Annotated in this window: 17 protein-coding genes and 1 pseudogene; 7 read left to right on the plus strand and 11 right to left on the minus strand. The window is 65.0% G+C overall.

The annotated features are described in order from the left end of the window. Positions 1–410: 410 nt before the first annotated feature. A complete protein-coding gene (locus AC1DN2_RS19945) occupies positions 411–794 on the minus strand; it encodes a hypothetical protein (RefSeq protein ID WP_476851671.1) in 384 nt (127 codons plus the stop codon). A gap of 368 nt (positions 795–1,162) precedes the next feature. Here AC1DN2_RS19945 and AC1DN2_RS19950 point away from each other — a divergent pair, with 368 nt between their 5' ends. Next, the gene (locus AC1DN2_RS19950) at positions 1,163–1,930 is read left to right on the plus strand and encodes a hypothetical protein (RefSeq protein ID WP_476851672.1); all 768 of its coding nucleotides are present in this window, start codon (positions 1,163–1,165) and stop codon (positions 1,928–1,930) included. A gap of 111 nt (positions 1,931–2,041) precedes the next feature. On the opposite strand, the pseudogene AC1DN2_RS19955 reads toward AC1DN2_RS19950, so the two are convergent. From AC1DN2_RS19955 to AC1DN2_RS19965, 3 genes and pseudogenes are all read right to left on the minus strand, one after another. Continuing rightward, positions 2,042–2,182, minus strand: a pseudogene (locus AC1DN2_RS19955) (DeoR/GlpR family DNA-binding transcription regulator); the annotation flags it as partial. Between the two features lie 53 nt (positions 2,183–2,235). Further along, entirely contained in the window at positions 2,236–5,184 is a 2,949-nt protein-coding gene (locus AC1DN2_RS19960) for a hypothetical protein (protein ID WP_476851673.1), read from the minus strand. A gap of 336 nt (positions 5,185–5,520) precedes the next feature. Continuing rightward, the gene (locus tag AC1DN2_RS19965; RefSeq protein ID WP_476851674.1) at positions 5,521–6,741 is read right to left on the minus strand and encodes a flavin-containing monooxygenase; all 1,221 of its coding nucleotides are present in this window, start codon (positions 6,739–6,741) and stop codon (positions 5,521–5,523) included. Between the two features lie 233 nt (positions 6,742–6,974). Here AC1DN2_RS19965 and AC1DN2_RS19970 point away from each other — a divergent pair, with 233 nt between their 5' ends. After that, the gene (locus AC1DN2_RS19970; RefSeq protein ID WP_476851675.1) at positions 6,975–7,178 is read left to right on the plus strand and encodes an antitoxin MazE family protein; all 204 of its coding nucleotides are present in this window, start codon (positions 6,975–6,977) and stop codon (positions 7,176–7,178) included. Next, entirely contained in the window at positions 7,175–7,501 is a 327-nt protein-coding gene (locus AC1DN2_RS19975) for a type II toxin-antitoxin system PemK/MazF family toxin (protein ID WP_476851676.1), read from the plus strand. The genes AC1DN2_RS19970 and AC1DN2_RS19975 overlap by 4 nt, the downstream gene beginning before the upstream one ends. Positions 7,502–7,506: 5 nt before the next feature. On the opposite strand, the gene AC1DN2_RS19980 is transcribed toward AC1DN2_RS19975, so the two are convergent. From AC1DN2_RS19980 to AC1DN2_RS20000, 5 genes are all read right to left on the minus strand, one after another. After that, positions 7,507–8,736 carry a Wadjet anti-phage system protein JetD domain-containing protein gene (locus tag AC1DN2_RS19980; protein ID WP_476851677.1) on the minus strand — a complete coding sequence of 410 codons (1,230 nt, stop codon included), beginning with the start codon at positions 8,734–8,736 and terminating at the stop codon, positions 7,507–7,509. A gap of 73 nt (positions 8,737–8,809) precedes the next feature. After that, complete coding sequence (locus AC1DN2_RS19985) at positions 8,810–12,214, minus strand: ATP-binding protein (protein ID WP_476851678.1); 3,405 nt, start codon at positions 12,212–12,214, stop codon at positions 8,810–8,812. Beyond that, on the minus strand, positions 12,211–12,792 hold the full coding sequence (locus AC1DN2_RS19990) for a DUF4194 domain-containing protein (protein ID WP_476851679.1): 582 nt from the start codon (positions 12,790–12,792) through the stop codon (positions 12,211–12,213). Before AC1DN2_RS19990 ends, AC1DN2_RS19985 begins: the two co-directional genes overlap by 4 nt. Before the next feature lie 65 nt (positions 12,793–12,857). Continuing rightward, complete coding sequence (locus AC1DN2_RS19995; RefSeq protein WP_476851680.1) at positions 12,858–14,300, minus strand: DUF3375 domain-containing protein; 1,443 nt, start codon at positions 14,298–14,300, stop codon at positions 12,858–12,860. 131 nt (positions 14,301–14,431) lie between these two features. Next, a complete protein-coding gene (locus AC1DN2_RS20000) occupies positions 14,432–15,010 on the minus strand; it encodes an HNH endonuclease (protein WP_476851681.1) in 579 nt (192 codons plus the stop codon). A gap of 232 nt (positions 15,011–15,242) precedes the next feature. Between AC1DN2_RS20000 and AC1DN2_RS20005 the strand changes: the two genes are divergently transcribed. Beyond that, the gene (locus tag AC1DN2_RS20005; RefSeq protein WP_476851682.1) at positions 15,243–15,980 is read left to right on the plus strand and encodes a hypothetical protein; all 738 of its coding nucleotides are present in this window, start codon (positions 15,243–15,245) and stop codon (positions 15,978–15,980) included. Here AC1DN2_RS20005 and AC1DN2_RS20010 read toward each other — a convergent pair. Further along, a complete protein-coding gene (locus AC1DN2_RS20010; protein ID WP_476851692.1) occupies positions 15,977–16,369 on the minus strand; it encodes a TfoX/Sxy family protein in 393 nt (130 codons plus the stop codon). The two genes, AC1DN2_RS20005 and AC1DN2_RS20010, sit on opposite strands and share 4 nt — an antisense overlap. 364 nt (positions 16,370–16,733) lie before the next feature. Between AC1DN2_RS20010 and AC1DN2_RS20015 the strand changes: the two genes are divergently transcribed. The 3 genes from AC1DN2_RS20015 to AC1DN2_RS20025 all read left to right on the plus strand — a co-directional run bounded on the left by AC1DN2_RS20015 (position 16,734) and on the right by AC1DN2_RS20025 (position 22,752). Beyond that, on the plus strand, positions 16,734–20,375 hold the full coding sequence (locus AC1DN2_RS20015) for a carboxypeptidase regulatory-like domain-containing protein (protein ID WP_476851683.1): 3,642 nt from the start codon (positions 16,734–16,736) through the stop codon (positions 20,373–20,375). Positions 20,376–20,449: 74 nt separating this feature from the next. Then, positions 20,450–22,348: an O-antigen ligase family protein gene (locus tag AC1DN2_RS20020; protein WP_476851684.1), complete on the plus strand. Its 1,899-nt coding sequence runs from the start codon at positions 20,450–20,452 to the stop codon at positions 22,346–22,348. Between the two features lie 200 nt (positions 22,349–22,548). Next, positions 22,549–22,752 carry a cold-shock protein gene (locus AC1DN2_RS20025; protein WP_011690916.1) on the plus strand — a complete coding sequence of 68 codons (204 nt, stop codon included), beginning with the start codon at positions 22,549–22,551 and terminating at the stop codon, positions 22,750–22,752. Positions 22,753–22,951: 199 nt separating this feature from the next. Here the strand turns inward: AC1DN2_RS20025 and AC1DN2_RS20030 are convergent, their stop codons facing one another. Further along, positions 22,952–23,134: a PspC domain-containing protein gene (locus AC1DN2_RS20030; RefSeq protein ID WP_028275253.1), complete on the minus strand. Its 183-nt coding sequence runs from the start codon at positions 23,132–23,134 to the stop codon at positions 22,952–22,954. Positions 23,135–23,167: the final 33 nt, after the last annotated feature.

The raw sequence follows: 23,167 nt of genomic DNA on the forward strand, positions 1-23,167 counted from the left end.
CACCTGGAGGGCCCACACTCACCCGGGAATCCGTTTCCTCACGAGCCGCGGCGAGCACCTCAGCCCCGCGCATGCCAACCTGCTATGTGCTCGGCCACGTACCGTGTGTTCTCGCCCACCAGCGCCAGCGTGGCCGGGGCTGCCGGGTCCGTCAGCCACGGCAGCCCACAGCGTACAGTCCGGCGATCTCAGTGACGCCGCGGGAGTGACGGGGGTAGTTCCACTCGTCCAGCACCGTCATGTCCAGGAAGCTGAAGTCCAGGCCGTAACCTGTGGCTCAGATGACGGACGCGACGTTCCGCGTCCAGGTTCAGCTGCGCGCCGGGCTCTTCGAGAAGCCAGGGATCGTCCTGAAGCGGTTCTGCGGCCGGCATTCCCCGCCGCCTCGATGTGCGCATTCGCCATCGGCTTCAGGTGCTGGCCGAACCCGGCTTCCACCATCTCCAGACGTCCGGGGAGGTCGTCGCTGAAAACGAGCACGCGTTGTCCGCCCCTACAAAGCGGCTCTGTGAAGCCCCACGCCGCGCGCCCAGTTCGCGCAGATGGATGCTGTGGCCGCCGTCGTTGCCGGAGACCAGCGGGTTGCACATGAAGCGAGCGGCGGAATAGGGGAGCTGCCTCACCCGGAGTCCGTTGATGCCGTACGCGGGGCCGTGCAGGTTGATCTGCACGATCCAGTAGAAGGTGGCCTGCCCGCGGTACCTGCGGGCCGGCTCCCGACATGAGGAAACTAACAAATGAACCTCATTGCCGGCTGCGACCGGGTCCCCGGTGATCTGGCCACCGGACTGCACGGACCGTCAGACAGCTCCTGCGGGTTGCGTTAGTCATGGCTGTGAAGCTGCTGCATATGCCCTGGGTGGCCGGCGGAAACAGAGGGATGCACGGGCGCGGGAGGCGCCGTCAGCCAGGACCACGTTCTCTGCCGTGAAGCCTCCGCCCATCAAGGTGTTGACTCTTCGTGCAGTCTGATTTCGGATGTGCTTCGGCGATTGCAGGAATAGCCTCGCACCGAAGCGGCGGTGCGGGGCCGGCCGATTCCTTAGGCCCCGAAGGCCCGGTTCTCCCAAAAGTGCGGGACACTGGAAGTCCCGAGCCATGAAAGCGGGCCACGTTGATTAGCCTCCAGCACGATGCCGATCGGCTTCACCCGGCTGACTCCATGGGACTGAGCGGGGCCGGCGCCGCCGGCCATCTCGATCCGCTGCTGTATCCGTGGGACCCGCCCGTGGCCTCGGGTGTCATGGACGGCAATGAATTCCGGCCCCTTGAGCTTCCAGCCGGACTGGATGAAGCCCTCGCGCAAGCCGGCGCGGCACCGCTGGAAGCCCGTTCCCTGGTGGTCTCCATCGGCTCGAATTCAAGCGCCGACGTGATGCGGCGGAAATTCGCCAACTACCACCAGCCCGTCAGCGCGGTCCTGCCGCTGGTCCGGGGGCAGCTCCACAACATCGCCGTTGGCCACTCCGCCCACGTGAGCAAGGCCGGCTACATCGCCGCCGCCCCGTATCCGCTGCTGGGAGAGTGCACAGCGGTCTGGCTTTCCTGGCTGGACGATGTTCAACTGATGGCCCTCGACGAAACGGAGCCCAACTACCGGCGGATCCAGCTCGACGGCGAGGCCTGCCCGCTCGTGGTGGACCACGGGGAACGTCCGGAGGAGTTTTCGCTGTTCACCTCGCGCTGGGGCGTGCTGACCGATGGCGACGGCGGGAAGCTTCCCTTCCTCGACCAGACTGCCCTCTTCGGGTTCCTCGCCGGTAGCGGCACCGGGGACCTCCTGGAGGAGGGGAAGTCCGTGTTCGTCGGTCCGCCGGAGCTTGTTGCCGAACAACTCGCGATGCCCTCGGTCCAGGCATGGGCCAGGGAATGGTTCAGCTCGGCCGGCCTCGCCGCACCAGTGGACTTCGACGGGCCTTGCGCGGGGTAGCTACCCCTCTTGAGCGTCGCCTTCACCGGGCGGCGATGTTCCCGGCGATGTGCTGCGCAATGCACTCGGCATCGCGGCCCACGCCCGCCACGATGGACGAGCCGTGCCCGGTCAGCCACGCACCTGATTCGGGTCGGTGCCGTCGTCCGTCACCAGGGTCCAGGGCAGCGCCAGCCGCGCCCACGCGTGGAAGGGCCGCAGGCCGAGCTTGGAGGAATCCGCCAGGACATACGCGGCATTCCCGCCCCGGGCCCAGGCAGGCCGATCGGCGCGAGCTGGGCCTTCCTGGGAATACCGTCCCGGCGTCACCAGGTCCGATAAGGGAGCGAGGTCTTGTTAACCGTGGTGTAACCGGTTTTGGACGCGGTGACCCGGGCGGTGATGAGTCGCTCGTACCAGAGATCGTCAAAATCAGGTGTGAAAGTCGCGGCAGTGGCCCCCGTGACAGGCACGCCGTCGCGGTACCACTGGTAGCGGAGCGTCACTGGACTCGGCGACCAAGCACCGGGATACACGGTGAGGGTGGAAAAGAAAGCCGAGCCACCGGAAATGATGGGAGCGGGCCCGACCAGACCCATGGTCACCACTGACGAGGCGGTGGAGGTTCTTGAGCGGCTGGTATAACCAGTCTTCGATCCTGTGACCTTTACCGTAAGTGTCTTCGTGAGGTCAGCCGCATTCGGCATGTAACTGGCTGCGTTGGCGCCAACAATGGCCACGCCGGACCGGTACCACTGGTACTTGAGCGTGACCGGCGCCGGCCCCCAAGTGCCCGGGTTGACCTTCAGAGTGGATCCGACCCTGGCATAGCCGGTGATTGTGGGGGTCGTGGAAGCCAGTGAGCCCTTTGCTACCGCAGCGGTCGCGGAGGAGGGATTGGCCGCAGTGGTGTAACCCGGCTTGGTGCCGGTGACGGTGACAGTCAGGGGCTTGCCGACGTACCCGGCGGTGGCCTTGTACGTGGAAAGGTTGGCTCCGGGGATAAGTACGCCGCCCGCGTACCACTGGTAGTTCAATGTGACGGGTGCTGGTCCCCAGGGTTCGGTGAGCGCCGTGAGGGTCGAGTCTACTTTCGCGCTTCCGGTAATCGTCGGCACTCGGGCCATCAGTGACGGCAGCGCAGCCACCGCAGCTGTCGCGGCAGAGGTCTTGGCCGCCGCGGTGTACCCCAGCTTGGTGCCGGTGACGGTGACTGTCAGGGTTTTCCCGGCGTCGCCGGCCACTGCCGTGTAGGTGCTCTCGAGGGCGCCTGGGATTGGTGTCCCGTTCGCTATCCACTGGTACGCGAGGGCGATCGGGGCCGGAGCCCAGGTTCCGGGGTGCGCTGTCAGGGTCGAATCCACCTTCGCAGTGCCCGTGATCGTCGGAAGTGCCGTGGCCAGCGGCAATTTGGGCACCACCGGAGTTGGGGCGGAAGTTACGGAGGCATTGGTGTAACCAAACTTGGTTCCGGTGACTTTGACGGTAATGGTGGCGCCAGCGTCGCTTAAGGCGAGCAGGCGCGTCGCTGTCGTCGCTCCAATGATGGCCACGCCCGAGCGGTACCACTGGTATTTGAAAGTAACCGGAGCCGGGGACCAAGTTCCGGGGTTTGCTGTGAGGGAGGACCCGACCTTGGCAGTCCCCGTGATCGTGGGAACGGCCGTAACCAGGGACGCCTTGGCCACCGGGGCGGTTGGGGCGGAGCTCATAACGGCGGTGATGTAGCCCGGCCTTGACGCGGTGACCTGCACGGTGAGTGTCGACCCGGCATCGTCGACAGTAAGCATGCGCGTCGCCGCAGTTGCTCCGCTGATGGGTATCCCGGAGCGGTACCACTGATACTTGAGCGTGGCGGGTTTCGGCGACCACTCTCCGGCGTTTGCGGAGAGCGTCGACCCGACCCGCACGGTACCGGCGATTGTTGGAACTGCCGTAACCAACGAGCCGTTGGCCACTGCCGGTGTGGGCACGGAGGTTTGGGAGACAGCCATGTAACCGGGTCGTGACCCGGTGGCCATGACTGTGAGGGTCGCCCCGGCGTCGGCTGGAGTGGCCACGTATGTCGCGGCTGTGGCCCCGACGATGGCCACTCCGGAGCGATACCACTGGAATGCGAGTGTGACGGGTGCAGGGCCCCATGGGCCCGGGTTCGCTGTCAGTGTCGTCCCGACCATGGCTGCACCTGTAATCGTTGGGACGGCTGTTACCAGCAGACCCTTGAACGTCGCCCCCCACGATGCTGTGGCACCAGCAGCCAGGATATAGTCGGCCTTCGCCTTCGCGGTCACAGTGACAGTGCCCGTGCCCGGATACGTGCCCGGGGCCACGGACTTCCCGCCGACAAGGTATTCAACTCCAGCCGTGGCGGGAATCGTGTAGGTGTCAGAGGCGGTGCCTTCCTGGTCCAGGAACGTAACAGCCGCCGGGGAAACCGGGATCCCGAGGCCGAGGTTGGCTGCGCTGAAATTCAGGGTCGCTGATTTGGGGGCGGCGAGTCCGGAGGGGCTCTTGTAGGTGGTGCCGTCCGGGTAGTAGACGACGTAGCCGTTATCGCTATAGATGGAGGCCGTCGTCAGTCGCAGTGTGCCGGAGGCCCAGGTGGAGTCAATCGTGGCGGTAGCGGTTCCCGATAATCCGCGGTTGTTGTTGTCCCAACGTACTTGGTGGCTTCTGCCCATGGAATCGTCAAAGCCGAAAATTGCTGCCTCCACCGGGACGTCGGCCACGCGCCAGTCGATAGAAATCGTGTCACCGACGAGCGCCGWAGCAGGGGACTTGCGCGTGAAACTCATAAGTGACGGCGGAACTGACGTATCAATGGAATTCACGACAGTGACGTTGGCTGCGCTGAAATTCAGGGTCGCTGATTTGGGGGCGGCGAGTCCGGAGGGGCTCTTGTAGGTGGTGCCATCCGGGTAGTAGACGACGTAGCCGTTATCGCTATAGATGGAGGCCGTCGTCAGTCGCAGTGTGCCGGAGGCCCAGGTGGAGTCAATCGTGGCGGTAGCGGTTCCCGATAATCCGGGGTTGTTGTTGTCCCAACGTACTTGGTGGCTTCTGCCCATGGAATCGTCAAAGCCGAAAATTGCTGCCTCCACCGGGACGTCGGCCACGCGCCAGTCGATAGAAATCGTGTCACCGACGAGCGCCGTAGCAGGGGACTTGCGCGTGAAACTCATAAGTGACGGCGGAACTGACGTATCGGCCCGCGCACTGGACGGGGCGATGCCTGCCAAAACGAGTGCCACCAGGACGCCCAAGATTAGTGGCATTATGCGGACCAAGGGTCGAGCGCGGTGAAAGACCAGCATGAAAGTTTTCCCCAAAAGTGTGGCCCGCGAAGGGCTGCAATGGCCTGCGAAAAGCCGCGGCTATGCGGATCTTACAGGTGAAGCTACAACGATCGCGCAGACCCGCTGGAACGCAATTTGCGGCACGAGCACCGGGTCCGACGCCAGCTGGTCTGGGAGCTTCGCCCGGATCGGCCCCACTTGGCTGAGGCTGACGGTATTTAGGTGAAGTACGCCCATAGCCACAGGGTGCCGAGATACTCAAGTCGTCGTTGGTCCCCAGCAGTCCGTGGTAGTCACCCCTCTGGAACGTCGCCTTCACCGGCCGGCGATGTGCTCGGCCACGTACCGGGCGTCCTCGCCCACCAGCGCCAGCGTGGCAGAGGCGTGCCGGGTCAGCCACGGCAGCCCGACGGCGTACAGCCCGGCAACCTCGGTGACGCCGCGGGAGTGCCGGGGGTAGTTCCATTCGTCCAGCACCGGGATGTCGAGGAAGCTGAAGTCCAGGCCGTAACCGGTGGCCCAGATGACGGACGTGACGTTCTCCGCGTCCAGGTCCAGCCGCGCGCCGGACTCCGCGGGTAGCCAGGAATCGTCCTGTGGTGGTTCGGCGGCCGGCGCGTCGATGCCCGCCGCCTCGATGTAGGCGTCCGCCATCGGCTTCAGGCGCTGGCCGAACCCGGCCTCCACCATCGCCAGACGTCCGGGGAGGTCGTCGCTGAAGACGAGCACGCCGTCGTCCGTTCCCTCAAAGTGGCCGTGCAGCCGCACGCCGCGGCGGCCCAGTTCCCGCAAGTGGATGCTGTGGCCGCCGTCGTTGCCGGAGACCAGCGGATTGCACATGAAGCGGGCGGCGGGGGAGGGGAGCTGCTCCACCTGGAGTCCGTTGATGCCGTACGCGGGGCCGTGCAGGTTGATCTGCACGATCCAGTAGAAGGTGTCCTGGCCGCGGTACCGGCGGGGCGCCTCCGGGCACGCGGACATGGACAAATGGACCTCGCGGTCGGCGGCCAGCAGGTCCTCGGTGATCTGTCCGCCGGACTGGCCGGTGCCCACCACCAGCACGGCGCCGTCCGGCAGCTGCTGCGGGTTGCGGTAGTCGTGGCTGTGGAGCTGGTGCACCTGTCCCGGGAGCCCGGCCGACGCGGCCGGGATGCGCGGGTTCTGGAAGGCGCCGTTCGCCAGGACCACGTTTTCTGCAGTGAAGCTGCCGCCGGTGGTCTCCACGCTGAAGTGGCCGCCCGCCTTGGCGATCCGGGTGGCCTCCGTGCCCAGCCGCACCGGCGCGGCGATCCGCTGCGCATAGTCGCGGAAGAAGTCAATGACGGCGTCGCGGGGGAGAAAGGAATCCGGCTCGGGACCGTCGTACGTCAGCACCGGCAGCATGAAAGAGAAGTTGGGCGTGTTCAGGTAGAACGAGTCCCACCGGTCCTGCCACGCCCCGCCCAGGGCATCCCGCCGTTCCAGCAGCTGATGTTCGACGCCGTGTTGGGTGAGCCAGTAGCTGGTGGCCAGCCCGGCCTGACCGGCCCCGATCACCAGGGTGTTGACTAACTGCGCGTCGGGCGGCCGTCGGGGTCTCCATGGTTCTTCTCCCGTAGCCAGGGTGCAGGGCTGGTTTTGTTGGCAGGATAATGCCTGCAGCGTCCCTACGTACAGGTGCCCGACGACGGCGTGGGGTCCACTGCCGGCGGCAGCCGTAGGAGCACGGGATGGACTGAACATTGTCCATGCCGGGTGCCGTCGGTCGGTGTTACATGTAACATTGACCTATGAGCGTCAGGGATCGTGTAGCTCGGCACCGAGCTGCCATGCGAGAGCGAGGCTTCCGACAGATTCAGATGTGGGTTCCGGACGCGCGGACAGAGGAGTTTAAGGTCGAGGCCCGGCGGCAAGCGCTGGCGGTCGCGGCCTCCGACCATGCCAGCGACGACCAAGATTTCATCGAACAGGTTGCGGAAGACTGGCCGGAGTGAATCGCGGTGAGCTGTGGACGGTTTCGGGGGGAACATATGCGCAGAAACCCAGGCCAGCACTCGTCATCCAGGATGACCTGTTTGCGGCCTCGGAGTCAGTCACCCTTCTGCCGCTAACCACTCACCTGACGGATGCCCCGCTGCTGAGGCTGACCGTTGACCCCGGACAGCTCACCGGCTTGACGCAACTCAGCCAGATCATGGTGGACAAACTCACGACAGTGCGGCGTGCCAACCTCGGGCAGCGGATAGGCCGAATAGATTCCAAGACCATGGTTGCCGTTGAGCAGTCCCTTGCCGTCTTTCTTGGGCTGGGGCGTTGACTGGTTCAGCCATAGAGGCGTTCGAGAGCCCAGTCCCAGCGGATCAGCTCCTGTTCGAGGCGAACGGCTGATCCGTAGGAGTCGTGGCCTAGCGCTTCGTAGAGCGCGGCTTCGTCAGCGGTCAACCGGGTCATCAGAGCCCTCGACGGCGACGGCTCCCTGCCCCATGCATCCCGATGGGCGAGCAATGTCGCCTCATCCATCAGCACGCTGGCCACGTGGGGATGCACTGCGCGCAGCTGGTCCAGGATCCGGAAGCCGTGCGTATCGATGTCGCCCCAATACAAGACATCGCAGTTCCGGAGCCAGGCCGCATCACGCAGGGACGAAAAACCGTACCCGCCACCGTAGAGGGCCAGTGCGCCCGACCGTTCGGGCAGCGCGAGGAAGTTGATCTGGTTCTCTGTCGCGATCACGGTGTGCACCGGCAGCTGCAGCGTGCTGAACGCCTCGGCCGTCACCGTGATGTCCCGGGCGCCGCTCAGAACGTTCATTGAGGGGTCCAGAAGGCGAAACCGGACGAGCTCCGGCGGATGCAGGAACCCGTGCCGGCGGGCAAAGCGTGCCGCCGTAGTGCGGCCGGCGCCGTCGTCCAAGGCAATCTCCGGCTCAGCCGCCTCTATGGCCGCTTCCGACGAAGCGTCGGCATTGGCATCTACTTCATCAACATCGGAACCAGGCGCAAGAGCGGCGAGCAGCTGATCTATGACCTGCCGGTGCCCCTCAATAAATTTCGTGTGCACACCGGGCAGCCCCAGCTGCCGGACGTAAATTCCCGGCGCAGGATTGTCCCGCAGCCACAGCGCCGCCCGCGCCGCCGTCAGGGCATCTGAATCCAGTTCGAGCAGCTTCAGCGGCCGCCGCCCAGCCCAGCACAGCAGCAACGGATCCAGCTCACCAAGACTGCCCAACAGCTCCCGGAACCGCGCCGCCTCCCGGGACTTGCCGACAAAGCCGATCTCGTTCCCCACCGTCGCAAACACGGCCGCGGCCGGAATCCGGTTGGAGCCCACCGTGCGGCGGCCCGCCTCCACCGTTTCCAGCTCGTACGGGCCGGCCCCGGCGAACAACTCAGCAGCCCACCGATGGGCCACAGCGTAATCGCTCAACAGGGCTGCCGCCGTCGGACGTTTCAGCGAACGGCGGCGCGGGTAGGCTCCGGATGGTTCCAGCAGCTCCCGCAGCAGGGCACCGCTGTTCCACGCCTTCAGTGACTGCGCCCGGAGACCCGCCAAGGTAGTCCAAGACTCCGCGGGGAGGTCCCTTCCCAAACCTCGCAAGCTCGGCTCGGGGCCCTCGGGACGCCGCTTAGGCACGCCGGTCCCGTTTATCGCGGTATTCCTGGATGGTCATGTTGCGCAGCTGGGAGTCGTCGCCGTTGGTGTTCGCCACGAATCCCACGTGCGAGACGAACGGCTCGATCACGTGGATCTTCTGCAGCGGTGTGACGATCAGCAGCTGCAGCTTCATGCGCTGGAACAGTTGCAGGCCGTAGCGCGCAGACTCGTCGGATCCGCGGCCGAACGCTTCGTCGATCACCACGAACCGGAAACTCCGAGCGGACTTCTTCCCGGCCGCAGCCGCCGACGTACCCCCGGCCGCCGACCCCAGCCCGAACTGGAAGGCAAGGGCCGCGGCGAGGATCGTGTACGCCAGCTTTTCCTTCTGGCCGCCGGACTTGCCGCCGGAATCGGTGAAGTGCTCGAACTCCTCGCCGGTCTCGGTCCACTTTTCCGAGGCCGAGAACGTGAACCAGTTCCGCACGTCGGTGACCTTGGCCGTCCACCGCTCATCCAGCGTGGTCAGGCCTTCCCGCCCGCGGAAGCGCTCGATCAGGCGCTCCACCTGCAGATACTTCTGCTCCGAGTACTGGTCCTCGTCGCCGATGGTCCCCTCCGAGCACGCCCGCAGGCCCGACATGAACTCGCGCACGTCCTGGTCCGAGGTGTTCTGGTGCTCCAGCTGGATGTGCCGGCCCGGGTTGTACTCGATCCCGGCCAGCGAATGGTTGATCTCGCCGATCCGGGTCACGATGTCCTGGCGCCGGCTGTCCAGGAAGGCGTTGAACGCCACCACTTCGTGGATGGTGTTCTGGTTCAGCGAGTCCTTGAAATGGGCCTCGAACCGGGGGAGGTCATTGCTGACCAGCTGCTCCAGCAGCCGGGTGTAGTCCGGGGCGGCCTCGAGAGCGGCGTCGATGTCCGTGGTCTCGTTGGGGTACTTGTTGCGGAAGTCGGCCATCAGCCGGACTGTGCTTTCCGCGGCCCGGGCAATGCGCTTGGACAGTGCATCAATCGTGTCCGTCAGCCCGGAACGGACAGAGCTCTCCGCCGTGCCGGTGTTCTTGTACGTCAGGGTCTTGTCGCCGAGCGCCGCGGTGGTGAGCTGTTCGACGGCGGCCAGCACCCCGCCGTCGTCCGTCAACGGGGTCTCCGCGAGAATGCCGCGGCATTCCTCGATCGCCTCCGCTATGTCCCTGCCGTCCTTCTCGTTGGCGCCCAGCCGTTCACGCAGCTTGCCGGCCTTTTCCTCGAGCCGCTCCAGCTCGGCGGTCACCGCGGATTCCTTGGCCGTGAGCTGCTTCAGTACGTCGCTGGCGGTCTCCAGTTCGAGCTTCTCGGCCTTGAGCTCTTCGATCCGCCGGGCCGTGAGCTGCCAGCTGATCTCGCCGAAGTCGGCCACGGAGCGTACCGTGCCCAGCTGCTGGTTCCGCCTGCCCAGATCGCCCAGGGACGCGTTGACCTTTTTCAGCTGGGTCTCCGTGACACCGAGCTGGCCCTTGACCTCGTCCTGCTCGGCGAGGAAGCGGCTGATCTTGTCGTGGTTGTCCCAGCCGAGCACATAGTTGCGCCGGTCCGTCAGCTCCCGCCGGTCGTCCTTTTCGTGCCTGCCGCGGACGCCCTTGAGCTGGCCGTTGACCGTCAGCGCCTTCGGGTAGCGGCGGAAGTCCTCGAAGGTGTCGCAGCAGACATGGTCGAACCGGGTGGCGAGTTCATCCAGCAGGAAGTTGCGGAACGGCGTGCCCGGTTTTATGGCGATCTTCGCGGCCAGCGTGCCCGCTTCGGCAGCCCGCGCGGCGGGGGATTCCCCGATCCTCAGGTAGACCAGCCTGCCGCGCAGGTTGTTCGCATCCACCCAGCTGCTCACCGCTGCATAGTGTTCGACCGGGACCAGCAGGGACAGCGCGAAACTGTGCAGGGTCCGTTCCGCGGCGCCCTCCCATGCGCCCTCGCCGTCGCGGACCCGCAGCAGTTCGCCGGCGTACGGCAGCGCCGCTTCTGTGATTCCGGTTCCATCGCACAGCCGACGGCGGAGCTCCAGCTGGGGGAGCGGCAGCAGGTTGGGACGGGATTGGAGGCTGCGCAGTTCGGCGCCGATCTCGGCCAGCTCGGCCGTTTGTTCGGTGCGGGTGATGGCCCACCGGGTGCGGCCGTCCTGGAGCTCATCGGATTGGGCGCCGAGCTGCGCTTCGACCTCAGCGAGCCGGGCCCGGTTCGCGTCGAACAGCACCCGGTCTTCCGGGGGCCGGAGTCCGAGATCCTTCGCTGCTGCACCGTAGGTTTCGAAGCGCTGCCGCTGGGTCCGGGACTGGTCAGTCAGCCGTGCAACGTCAGCGTCGATGGCCGCCAGCCGGCCGCCGCCGTTGGTGCGGATGTCCTCCTGGATGGCGGAAACCTCGTGCCGCTTCCCGGTGATCTCGGTACGCTGTTTTGTGCTGTCATCCTGGAGCCGTTCTCCGGTTCGTTCCAGCTCCGACTGGTGTTCCAGGCTCAGCTGCAGCTTTCGGTCCGTGAACCAGGGATGCAGCTGGCGGCGCTGTTCGCTGGCCTGGTCATACTCATGGCTCAGATTCGCGTGCTGGGCGGCGCCCTCCCTGATCGGCGTCAGGAGGGTTATCTGGTCCTTGGCCCGGAGTACCGCGTCGTGGGCCATCTTCAGGTCGTCGAAGTGGTGGATGAGGTTGCCGATGCGCTCGCCGACGTTGTCTTCCTCCAGCATGTTGGTCCGCACGAAGGAGGTGATGTTCTCCACCTGCTTCATGGACACCGTGCGGTGGAACAGTTCCATGGCCTGGTTGCCGCTGATCCCGAACTGCCGCTTGAAGGCCGCGGCGTAGTGCTCAAAGGTGTCATGGACGGCGGCACCAGCGGCGCGGAGCTTCCTTTTCAGCAGGACAGGGTCCTGCCCGAAGTTTGAGAAGTCCGCCGCGATGGACTGGTTCGCCTCAGCCAACGAGTAGAAGCGGCTCGGCGTGCCTGCCTCCTGGGTGGCCCACAGCGTGATGGCCAGGGTGACCGACTTGTCCAGCACGGCGTTGTGGAAGACGGCGAGCACCACGGTCAGGGCGCCGGTCCCACGCAGCGCCACCGGTTTGGAGTACTCGCCGCCGGTGCTGCGCGTGCTCTTGTGGAAGCCGCGCACATACGACGTCAGCGAGCGCTCCTTCTTCTGCGCGCCGGCCGCTTTGTTGTACTCGATCCGGTTCGCGGGCAGCAGCAGGGTGGTGATGGCATCGACCACGGTCGACTTACCGGAGCCGATGTCACCCGTGAGCAGGCTGTTGGCACCGTCCAGCCGGAACGTCCGCACGCCCTGGTGGAACGTGCCCCAGTTCAGCAGCTCCAAACGGTGCAGCCGGAACCCCGGGGGAGTGCCGCCGTCGTCCGTCGTTTCCTCCAGGCTGAACAAGGTGTCCTGCAGGTCAGCGGTCACTTGGTGTCCACCTCCGCTGCGCTTGTCCCGCTAACCGGCGTCCCCGCGAGAGTGGCACGGTAGTCCGCCAGCCGCGCGTCGAACTCCTCTAGCCACTGGGCGTCCACGAACGCCTTGAGGATTCGGACCACCTCGTACGTACCCGGCTGGCCCTTCAGCCGCCGCAGAAAACCGAGGTCCACCACCTTCTTGATGTCGGTGGCGAGCCGGTCCATGATCCTGGCTTCGTTGCTGGATTCGGGCAGGAAGACGGCGACCATCTCCGCGATGTCCTGCTCGGTCATGATGAGCCGAAGCTCGCTGCTGTTGGTGTCGAACTCCAGCATCCGGCCGCGCAGGAGGGCCAGCAACAGGCTGACGTTGAAGGTCAGCTGCCGCCGCGGAATCAGCCGGGGGAGATTACTATCGGGGTCCTCGTGAGACTTCAGGAACGCGTAGCCCTCGGATTCGTCCAGGATCAGGTCCAGACCCAGCACGGAAACATAGTCACGGACCTGGGAGGACAGGCCCAGCAGCGACTGCCAGAGCTTCTCGTCCCCTTCGGCGTAGAGGACGCCCTTGAAAAGCCGGGTGACCACACCGGGAAGTTCCTCGGGCGTCCGGCTTTCCGTTTCCGCAGTGCTTGGGGAATTCGACGCCGGGTTCATGCTGGCCTTCCGAAGATGATCTGCTCGATGGTCGCTTCGCGGATGCTGCCGTCCGAGGCCCGCCACGAAACCTGCTGCAGGGCGTCCGGTGTGATGCTCGCCCAGTCCGACTCTGTGGCCAGCTGGTAGTAGGTCACAATTTCCGCCAGGCCCTGCGAGACGGGGTAGGCGGCGGTGACCTCCGCGAGGGTGGTCTGTTCCGCCTCGGCGAGGACTGCGTCGATGTTGGCCTTGAGCCGTTCCTTGTCCACGTGGAACTGGCTGAACAGGGCGCCGGCGTCTACGTCCGCGTCGTCGGCCGTGAGGACGTCGTCGTCCACCATCACCCGCCGGCTCGGCTCATACAGCGGCCGTTCGAAAGGCAGCGTAATGTCCACTGACGGGGCCGAAATGGTCATGAAGTCTCCCGACGGCGGCTGCTCCCGCGTGGCGAGGGCGCCGGACTCGATGCTCCGGATGAGCTGCATGATGCGCTTGTTCTCAAGGAACACCTTGTCGTCGAGCAACCGGCGCATCTGCTGAGACAGCTGGCGGACGGTGCCCTGGGTCTGTTCGACGGCGGGCAGCCAGTCCTGGTGCAGGTTCACCACGGCGTGGAGGTTGTCCGCGTGGGCGAGGGCCTCGATCTGGGTGGCGCGCTGGAGGAGTTCCTGTAGTTTTCTTCGGGATTCCGGGGACATGAGGTAGTCCCAGAAGCCTTGGAAAGTACGCCCCTGCAGGGAGCTGCTGATGTCCTGCTGGTTGGCGAAGATCGATTCCAGGAGCTCGCCCTGGGTGCCGTCCCAGGTGGCGATCTGCTCGCGGACCTGGCGGTCCAGCTTCCGGAAGTTCTGTTCGACCTCGCGGAAATCCGAGAGGAGGTCCTTGGCCAGGGAGGTCAGCTGCTGGAAATGGTCCAGTGCTTCCGGGCCCGTCATGACGCGTATGTTGCCGTCCCGGATCCGCTGCGTCTCGGCGTCGATCCCGTCGCGCTGCCGCTGCAGTTCGGCGAGCCGCACTTCGGGATCGGTCTCCGACTGCTGGACCAGCCGCTCCAGGACGGCAAAGATGCTGGTGAGCCGGGACTGGGTGGCCACGAAGTCGCGTCCGCGCAGGCCCTCCACCCAGCGGACCACGTCTTCCGCGGCCGCGGTGAGATCGTAGCGGGGCTCGTCCTGGCCCTGGATGTAGTACTTCCGCAACCAGGCCCTTTCGGGGGCGGCCCAGTCGTCTAGGTACTCCGAGGCCTGGCGCGGAAACTTGTCCTCGCCGTAGGCATCCCGCAAGTCGAATAGCACATCGTCCAGGCTGTCGATGAGCTGCTGGCGGCCTAGGTTCCGCTGATTGGGGCCGGTGAAGGCGGCCATGAAAAACGAGATGGCGAGAGGCGCGTTCTGGGCGCGCAGCAGGGACCAGCCTGCATGGCTTTCGCGCAGGGCGTTGATTGCGTAGTAGTCCATCCGGTCCTCGTGGTGTTGCCCGCCTCACGTCCTACATTCACTCTAAAGGGCGCCGCGGACATTTTCTGCGGAGGAAGAGTCCTCATGACCCGCCACGTGCGCTTGCAGATGGAGGAAGAGGCAGGATGTCGCTAGACAAGCGGCTGCCGTTCCCCGACGGCGACCGCATCCTCAAGCGTTACGTACGTCCGCCGTCGTCGTTCCAGTCTTTCCTGCTGGCCTGGCGACGGGATGTGGGCGCCTTTCGCGCGGTTGCACCTGCTGCACGCGGCGACGAAGTTCCGCAGGCTGGTGGATCCGCCCTTGGACCACGGGTAGAAATGGTCACCGTGTTCCGCAGGACGGGAACACCGGCGGCGGAAACCGGCCTCCATCTCGCACTGGCCCTCTGCCCGCGACATGCCTTCGCGGCGCTGCTGGCGGCTGAAGCGCCGGACCGGATCGCGGCGCTTCACGTCCCTCGCCCGGATTACCGACGCGCTAATGGTCAGGACGACGGCGAGTACGCCTGGAAGCGCGACGGCCGCCAGCACGCCGTCGAACATCCCTGTAAAGATGGCTGTGACGGTCGTGGTTGGTCGTACCGCAGTTGCGTTCCCGGAACGCGTCACGAGCGACAGGATGGCTCCGGCGAAGATCCACACCGTCAACGCGGCCATGGCGAACCGAAGTAATTGGCGCGTCCAGTAGATGCGTTTCAATTCAATCATTTGGTCTCCCCCATAAAGACTCCGGCAAATGAAGACGGGCGGCGTCCCGCTCGCTGAGACAGATCGTACCTTCGCTGGCGTTACGGGGAGGCGGTGCCTCTTCAAGCGGGGCGTTTCGCCGAGGGTGTTCTGGTTCAGTGCGGACTGCGCTAGCTTTTTTCTATGGCCATGGACCAGCAACGGTGCTCTGACCCCCTACAGGAATTTCTACTCAGAAGGAGGGGGAACGGTCATGAATCGACGAACCAAAATCTTCTTTGGTGTGATCGTTCTGTTGCTGGTTGTTGGCGGGGTGACATTATTTGCCTTCGACAACACAAAAAGGAACGGGGCCGCGGAGTACAACCCGCAGATCAACCCAGCAGATTTCACCACCGAAATCACCAACAAATACTTCGCGCTCCCTGTCGGCAAGAAACTGACTTACGAGACTACCGAGCAAGGAAGAGTCACCGAGAGGATCGAGATCGAAATCTTGCCGGAGACGAGGACCATAGACGGTGTTGAGACGGTGGTCTATCTGGACAAGGAGTACAAGAACGGGCAGCTCGTGGAGGAAACCCGCGATTATCTGGCGCAACACAAAAACGGCGACGTGTGGTACTTCGGCGAGGACGTGGACAACTACTCGAATGGAATGTTGGTGAACCACTCCGGCAGCTTTTTGCATGGAAAAGACGGCGCAAAAGCCGGCATCTGGATGAAGGCCGAGCAGCGCGTCGGCGATTCCTACAGGCAGGAGTTCTACGTTGGTAATGCGGAAGACATGCGGGACACCGTAGCTACCGGCGAGACAGTCTCCACCAAGTCAGGCACGTACACCGACTGCGTCAAGGTCTACGACTGGACGCCGCTGGAAAAGAACTCCCGGGAGTATAAGTATCACTGCCCGCAGATCGGTGCGCTGGCCCTTACCGAGGACCTGGAGACCGGCAGCCGGTCAGAACTGGTGAGTGTTGTCCTGCCCTAGTTTTCCACCCTTTTGGGCCGGGGCTTAGAAACCTTCGGCTCCTTGGGCGGCAGTCCGGCCACGTGCTCGAATGCTTTCTTCACCCAGGCTTTGGCCCGCGCCTCGTCGCCGTCGCCCTCGGCGTTCCAGATCTCCGGCAATCCGGTGTAGCCGCCTATCGGACGCTCGGCCGGCCCGAACGGGACGGTCCGCTCGGTGCTTTCGAGCATCTCCTTGTCCGCCTCGGCCAGCTTCACGCCGATGGTGGGGCCGAACAGGCCGGCGAACATGTTGCCGTGCACGAAGGCGCCCAAGTTCCCGAACATCGGCTTGACCACCACCTTGGGATGGTCCGGCAGCACCGAGCGGAAGTGTTCCTTGTCGGCGTCGGACGCTTTCGGCATTTCCATGGGTCTTCCTCCGGTACTGACGGTCGCGGGCTGGTCTTCCTGCAGGATATGCCCGCGGCCGGGCATGGGACAGGCGGTCGGCATAAATGTTGCGAGCCAGCTTTCGGCGGGCATGATTGAGGCATAGCCCAGGAACAGCGACCTCCTGGTCCGTTATACGGGTTCCATGGGACGGCTTTTTTCACGGCAAATGCGGACGCAGTAAATTCCGACAATTTGCAGCTGTGCCTAGTTCGGAGTGCCTGGCCTAGTAACAGATAGTCAAAACTCACATGGCGGGTTACTATTTGCAAAGTCTGGCTCAGCAGACTTTGGTTGCTCAGCATTCGCTGACGCATGAACTTGGGGGAAATACATGCTCGCAATGACGAGTACATTCCGCCTGCCTGCCTTTATCAGTGCAGTGCTGGCGATACTTATGATGCTGGGTTCGGTCCCGGCCACCGCAGCCGATACGTCGACGGCTTCCATTCAGGGGACCGTGACGGCTCCCGCCGGAGTTGAAATCGCCGGCGTATATGTTTACGCCTCATCGGCGGAATTCGAAGGCCAGTGGAGTCAGTTCGTCAGCGTGTCCCAGGAGGGCACCTACAAAATCACGGGCATGCCGGCGGGGTCCTACAAGCTCCAATTCTCCGGCTGGAATACCGGTGCCCAGGATCAGTGGTACAAAAACGCCGACTCCTTTGAAACTGCCACTCCCGTGACCGTCACCGCCGGACAGGCCCTCACCGGCATCAACACCACGCTGGTAAAAGGCGCCGCGATCAGCGGAAAGGTCACAATTCCTGCCGGCGTCAGTTCACCGAACCTGTCTGTGGTTGCCTCATCGGCTGACTCGCGGCGCGAGGCGGGTCAGTCCAGCGTGGGAGCGGACGGCAGCTACAAGATCACCGGCCTGACGGCGGGATCATACAAGCTCCAGTTCACGGGCTGGAACACTGGCGCCCTGGACCAGTGGTACAAAAACGCCAGCTCCTTTGACACTGCCACGGCCGTGACCGTCACCACCGGACAGACCCTCGCCGGCATCAACGCCACCCTGGTCAGGGCCGCGTCGATCAGGGGAAAAATCACTGCGCCGGCAGGTGTCACCCTCTCCAACGTTTCAGTCAGTGCCTCTGCCGCCGCCCAACAACGCCAGGTGGGCGAATCTTCCACTGTGGCGCCGGACGGCAGCTACACGATCACCGGCCTGCCGGCAGGATCCTACAAAGTGGAGTTCTCCGGCTGGAACACCGGCGCTGCGGACCAGTGGTACAAGAACGCCACGTCCTTTGACGCTGCCACTGCTGTGACCATCACCGCCGGCCAAGACCTCGCCGGCATCAACAGCACGTTGGTGAAGGCTGCCACAATCAGCGGAAAAGTCACCGCACCGGCCGGCGTCGATCTGTCGAACGCCTACGTCAGCGCCTCGCCTGCAACGACACAGGGCGGCCAAGGGACTCAAGGCGCCAGCATCGCAGCGGACGGCAGCTACAAAATCACGGGCCTGTCAGCGGGCTCATACAAGCTCCAGTTCTCCGGCTGGAACACCGGCGCCCTCGATCAGTGGTACAAAAATGCCGCCTCCTTCGAGACGGCCACGGCCGTCACGGTAGCCACCAGCCAGGACCTCACCGGGGTTAACGCCACCTTGGTCAAGGGCGCCACGATCAGCGGAAAAGTCACCGCCCCGGCCGGCGTCACCGTTTCCAGCGTCCAGGTCTCAACCTGGTTGGCGTCCTCCATGACACCAGTGGGCCAGTACATCAATGTGGCGCCAGACGGCAGTTACAAGATCATCGGCCTTCCCTCGGGATCCTATCGACTCCAGTTCTCCGGCTGGAACACCGGCGCAGTTGAACAGTGGTACCAGAACGCAGACTCGCCGTACACGGCCCGCCCCGTCACCGTAACGAACGGCCAGGACCTCACCGGCGTGAACGTCAGCTTGCTCAAGGGCGCCACGATCAACGGAAAGGTCACCGCCCCGGCAGGCGTCAGCCCTTCCGGGATGTCCGTCACGGCCTCTCCGGCCGCACCGGCAGCCTCGCCAGACCAGCAGAGAAGGTATTCCGGCACGGTGGCGCCGGACGGCACGTACAAGATCATCGGCCTTCCGGCGGGATCCTACAAGGTGGCCTTCAGAGCTGGCTCCGGCGGAGCCGTCGACCAGTGGTACAAGAACGCGTCCTCCTTTGACACAGCCACTGCGGTGACCGTGGCTGCCGGGCAGGACCTGGCCGGCATCAATGCCACTTTGGTCAAGGCAGCGACCATCAGCGGGAAAATCACCGCTCCCGCCGGTGTGGAGCTCACGAAGGTTGTCTATCCCGGCGTCCCCGTCGCGATGACAACCGTGAAGGTCTACGCCGCCGGCTCATCCAAGGCGACGGTCGCGCAGGGCTATGTGAATCCGGACGGCAGCTACAAGGTAACGGGCTTGGCTGCCGGATCCTACAAGTTCTTCATTTCCGGTTGGAACACGGGCGCGGCCGACCAGTGGTTCGACAAGGCTGCCTCGTTCGACGCGGCCCGAACCCTGACGGTGGCGGCCGGGCAGGACCTGACCGGCATCAACCCGGCCCTGGTCAAGGGCTCCACCGTCAGCGGCAAGATCACCGGCGGAGGCACCACGGGCACCCCCGTCAGCGTCCTGAACTCCGCGGGGGCTGTGGTCAAGGACGGCTACGCAGACGCTGCCGGAACCTACAGCATTGGCGGTCTCGCGGCGGGATCCTACAAAGTGGCATTCAACCGTGCCAGCGGCTCCTCCGTCGCGGAGGCGCAGTTCTACAACAACAAGCCCGAATCCGCAGGGGCAGGTGCAGCCCAGACCGTGACCGTCGGCGCAAGCGCGTCGGTATCGAACATCAACGCCACCCTGGTCACGGGCGGCTCCATCGCCGGGACGCTAACGGACAAGGCGGGCAAACCTCTGCCCACCGCCGGAGTACAGGCCTACACCCGCGATGGAAGTCTCGTCACGCGTAGTGGGACCACCGACGCCAGCGGAAAGTTCAATATCACGGGACTCAGTACCGGAAAGTACTTCGTCGTCGCGCACTCCGGTGCTGACGGGTCGAAGATCTATTCAGGAAACGTCGCCACCGAGGCCAGCGCTGCGGCCGTGGCGGTCATTGTGGGCAAGTCCACCAACATGGGCACGCTGTCCTTCGGCACCCCGCCGGTGGCATTGACGGCTGTCCCGGTTCCGACGATCACCGGCCTTGCGGTGTCCGGGGAGAAGTTGACGGCGGTTCCTGGCACGTGGGGCCCGGCGCCGGTCACCCTGGCGTACCAGTGGAAACGCGCAGGGGTGAACATCGCCGGGGCGACGGCCGCGACGTACGCCCTGACGTCCAGTGATGTCGGCAAGACAATCACCGTCACAGTGACCGGGTCCAAGGCCGGCTACACGACGGCGGCCAAGACCAGTGCGGCGACCAAGGCCGTCACGGCACCCGTGGCGCTGACGGCCTCGCCGGTTCCGACGGTCACGGGCACTACTGTGACCGGGCAGAAGCTGACGGCGGTTCCCGGCACGTGGGGTCCGGCACCGGTCACCCTGGCGTACCAGTGGAAACGCGCAGGGGTGAACATCGCCGGGGCGACCGCGGCGACGTACCTCCTGACCTCCGGTGATGTCGGCAAGACAATCACCGTTACAGTGACCGGGTCCAAGCCCGGCTACACGACTGCGGCCAAGACCAGTGCGGCCACGAAGACCGTCACGGCACCCGTGGCGTTGACGGCTTCGCCGGTCCCGACGGTCACGGGCACTACTGTGAGCGGGCAGAAGCTGACGGCGGTTCCCGGCACGTGGGGTCCGGCGCCGGTCACCCTGGCCTACCAATGGAAGCGTTCCGGGGTGAACATCTCCGGGGCGACGGCCGCGACATATGTCCTGGCCTCCGGTGACGTGGGCAAGACGATCACGGTCACGGTAACCGGCTCCAAACCTGGCTACACGACGGCGGCCAAGACCAGCGCGGCCACGAAAATCGTGACCGCCGTCTAGGACCCCCCAGGCGCGGCAGGCCGCCGCACCAGAGCGCATCACCAGCCCTGCAAAGCAAAATCACAAGGAGACCCGTGCCCTTCCCAATCCAAACGTTGGAAAGGGCACGGGTCTTCGCTCCCCGTGCCTGTGTGTGGCTGGTGGCCTGCTCGGTCCTGGTCTTCCAGCCGGGCGGGCTGTTCCGGTTCACCTGGATGAAGGTGGTCTGGCTCCTGGCCGTCGTCGGAATCGGAGCCCTTGCCCAGGCCGGAGGCCGGCTGCCCCAAGGCATCCGGCGGGCACTGTGGGCCGCCGCCATTGTGCTGGCCATTTCTACGGCTTTCTCCGCCAGCCCCCTTGCCAGCTTCCTGGGACGCTGGCCACGGTTTGAGGGCGCACTGGTCATCGCGCTCTACGTCGCCGTCTTTGCCTTGGGTGCCAAGGTCCTCGGCGGGCCGGGCAGAGCCAGGAATTGGGCCATGTTCCGCACCGCGCTCACCCCGGCGGTGGTGATTGTGAGCTTTATTAGTGCTTTCGAGGCCGCAGGCTTGCGGCCCCTGGGCGGGTCCGCGGATCTGCGCCCCGGGGCCACCCTGGGCAACGCGACGGACCAGGGAATCATCGGAGTTCTGGCGGCCGCAGTGCTGGCACTGCCGGCACTGCGCGGCCGGGACTGGCCGGCCCGCATCGGCCTTGCAGCGGCGGCCCTGACCACGGTCCTGTCCGGTTCCCGTGCAGCGATCCTGGGCCTGGCCGCCGTCGTGCTTGTGTTGGTAGCGGCCGCAATCCGGACCCCCGGCCGCGCGCGCGTCGCGGCGGCTGGCGGTGCCTCGCTCGTGTTGCTTGGCGTTGCCGCAGTCGCCATTCCCGTGGCGCGGGAGCGGCTCTTCAGCGCCGACACGGTCAACGGCCGCTGGCTGCTGTGGGACGAGAGCCTGAAGCTGATCGCCGAGCATCCCTGGACCGGCGTCGGCCCGAACGGTTTTGTCGATGCCATCACGGGCTTCCACACCCTGGAGTGGGCCGTCCGGGTGGGCGGCACATTCCCGCCGGACTCGCCGCACTCCTGGCTTCTGCAGGCCGCCGCCGTGGGCGGACTTCCGCTGCTGCTGGCGGCGGCGGTGCTGGCCTTCCTCACTCTGCGCAGCGCTAGTGAAAGCATCCGCACCGCGGCACCGGGAGTTGACCGCGACAACCTGACCGGCGCCCTCGCTGCCGTGGCCGCTTACGGTCTGATGCTCCTCACCGCATTCACCTCGCCGGCCACCACGCCCGTGGCGGCCTTCATCTGCGGGGGATTGGTGTCGACGTCGCGGGCTGCCGTGCAGCAGGTCCGGCCTCGCGCCAAGGCGGCTCCCGCGAAATCAGCTTCCGAGGTCCGGACCTGGAAGACCTTCCCGGCCGGTGCGGTGGCTACGGGGCTGCTCGTGGCCCTGGGGCTGGGCATCGCAGTGCCGGCGGCGATCGCCGAATGGCCGATGGCCGAGGGTGTAGCCGCCGTCGCGGCCGGAGACCTGACGACGGCGGAGAGCCAGTTCCAGCGCGCCTACGGGCTGCGGCCCTGGGACTCGGATACCGCGCTGCTGGCGGCCCAGGCCTTCACCGGGCCGGCCGCCGACGGGGACTCCATCGCCGCGAACCATGCCGTCGAATGGGCCCGCATCGCGCTGGACCGCACGCCCGGCTCATCCGAGGCGGGCCTGGCCCTCGCCATCGGCTTTATCAACATTGGGAAGCTCCAACAAGGCAAAGACACGTTGGACGAGATGATTCGGCGTTCCCCCTTCGACTCCGCTGCCTATCTCCAACGTGGCGTCGCCAACTTCGGCCTCGGCAACGTCCAGGACAGTCTGGCCGACCTCGCCGCCTCGGCGGAACGTGCGCCGGCCTCGGCGGAGCCCTGGACCATATTGGCCAGGATCTATGACCGGCTGGGAGATCCGGAAGCGGCGGGGCAGGCGCAGGCCCGTGCGGATGCGCTCGGCCCTCGCTGACCGTTCCAGATGGAGGTGTGGTAATCCACACTCCAAACGTCCTGTACAGTTGATCCTGTTGTTGTGTTTATGCAGTTCGTAGTTCAGGCAGTACGCAAGGTTGCAAGACCTTGTTCTTCTGAAGCAGCGGTTTTGAGCACCCCAAACAGGAGGACCCGAAAGTCGGGACAGTTCCTCCACCTTCACGAAGGACAAAAATAATGGCTACTGGTACCGTCAAATGGTTTAACGCTGAAAAGGGCTTCGGCTTCATTTCCCCCGATGACTCCTCACAGGACGTTTTCGCACACTACTCTGCGATCAACTCCTCCGGCTTCCGCTCCCTCGAAGAGAACCAGAAGGTCTCCTTCGAAACCGAGCAGGGCCCCAAGGGTCCCCAGGCCACCAACATCCAGGCTATCTAATTTCCTTTTAGATACCCGGGACCGTTAGGTTTCGAGCAGGGCCCGTCTTCGGACGGGCCCTGCTTTTGTTTAACCCACCTGTGCCTCCAAAACAGGGATGACGACGGCGGCGCGGCACCGACGTCGTCCGCCCACGGCGCCGTCGCGGTCCTCATGCCGGCCAGCTCCCTGCGCCGGGTCCCGCACCACAAGTCTGGGGCTAGTCGTCCCGGGGGATGAGGATCCACAACGCGACGTAGACGAACTCGCCCACGCCGAACAGGCCGAAGAACATAAACCCGAGCCGGACAAATGCCCGGGGCACTTCGAAACGGTCGGCCAAGGCAGCGCACACGCCTGCGAAGATTTTGCCGCGTCTGGGGCGAACCAAGGTTGCTGACATTTCGCTACCGTAGCACCAGGCGCCCGTCGAGTC

The organism is Arthrobacter sp. 01L42 (assembly GCF_056400005.1).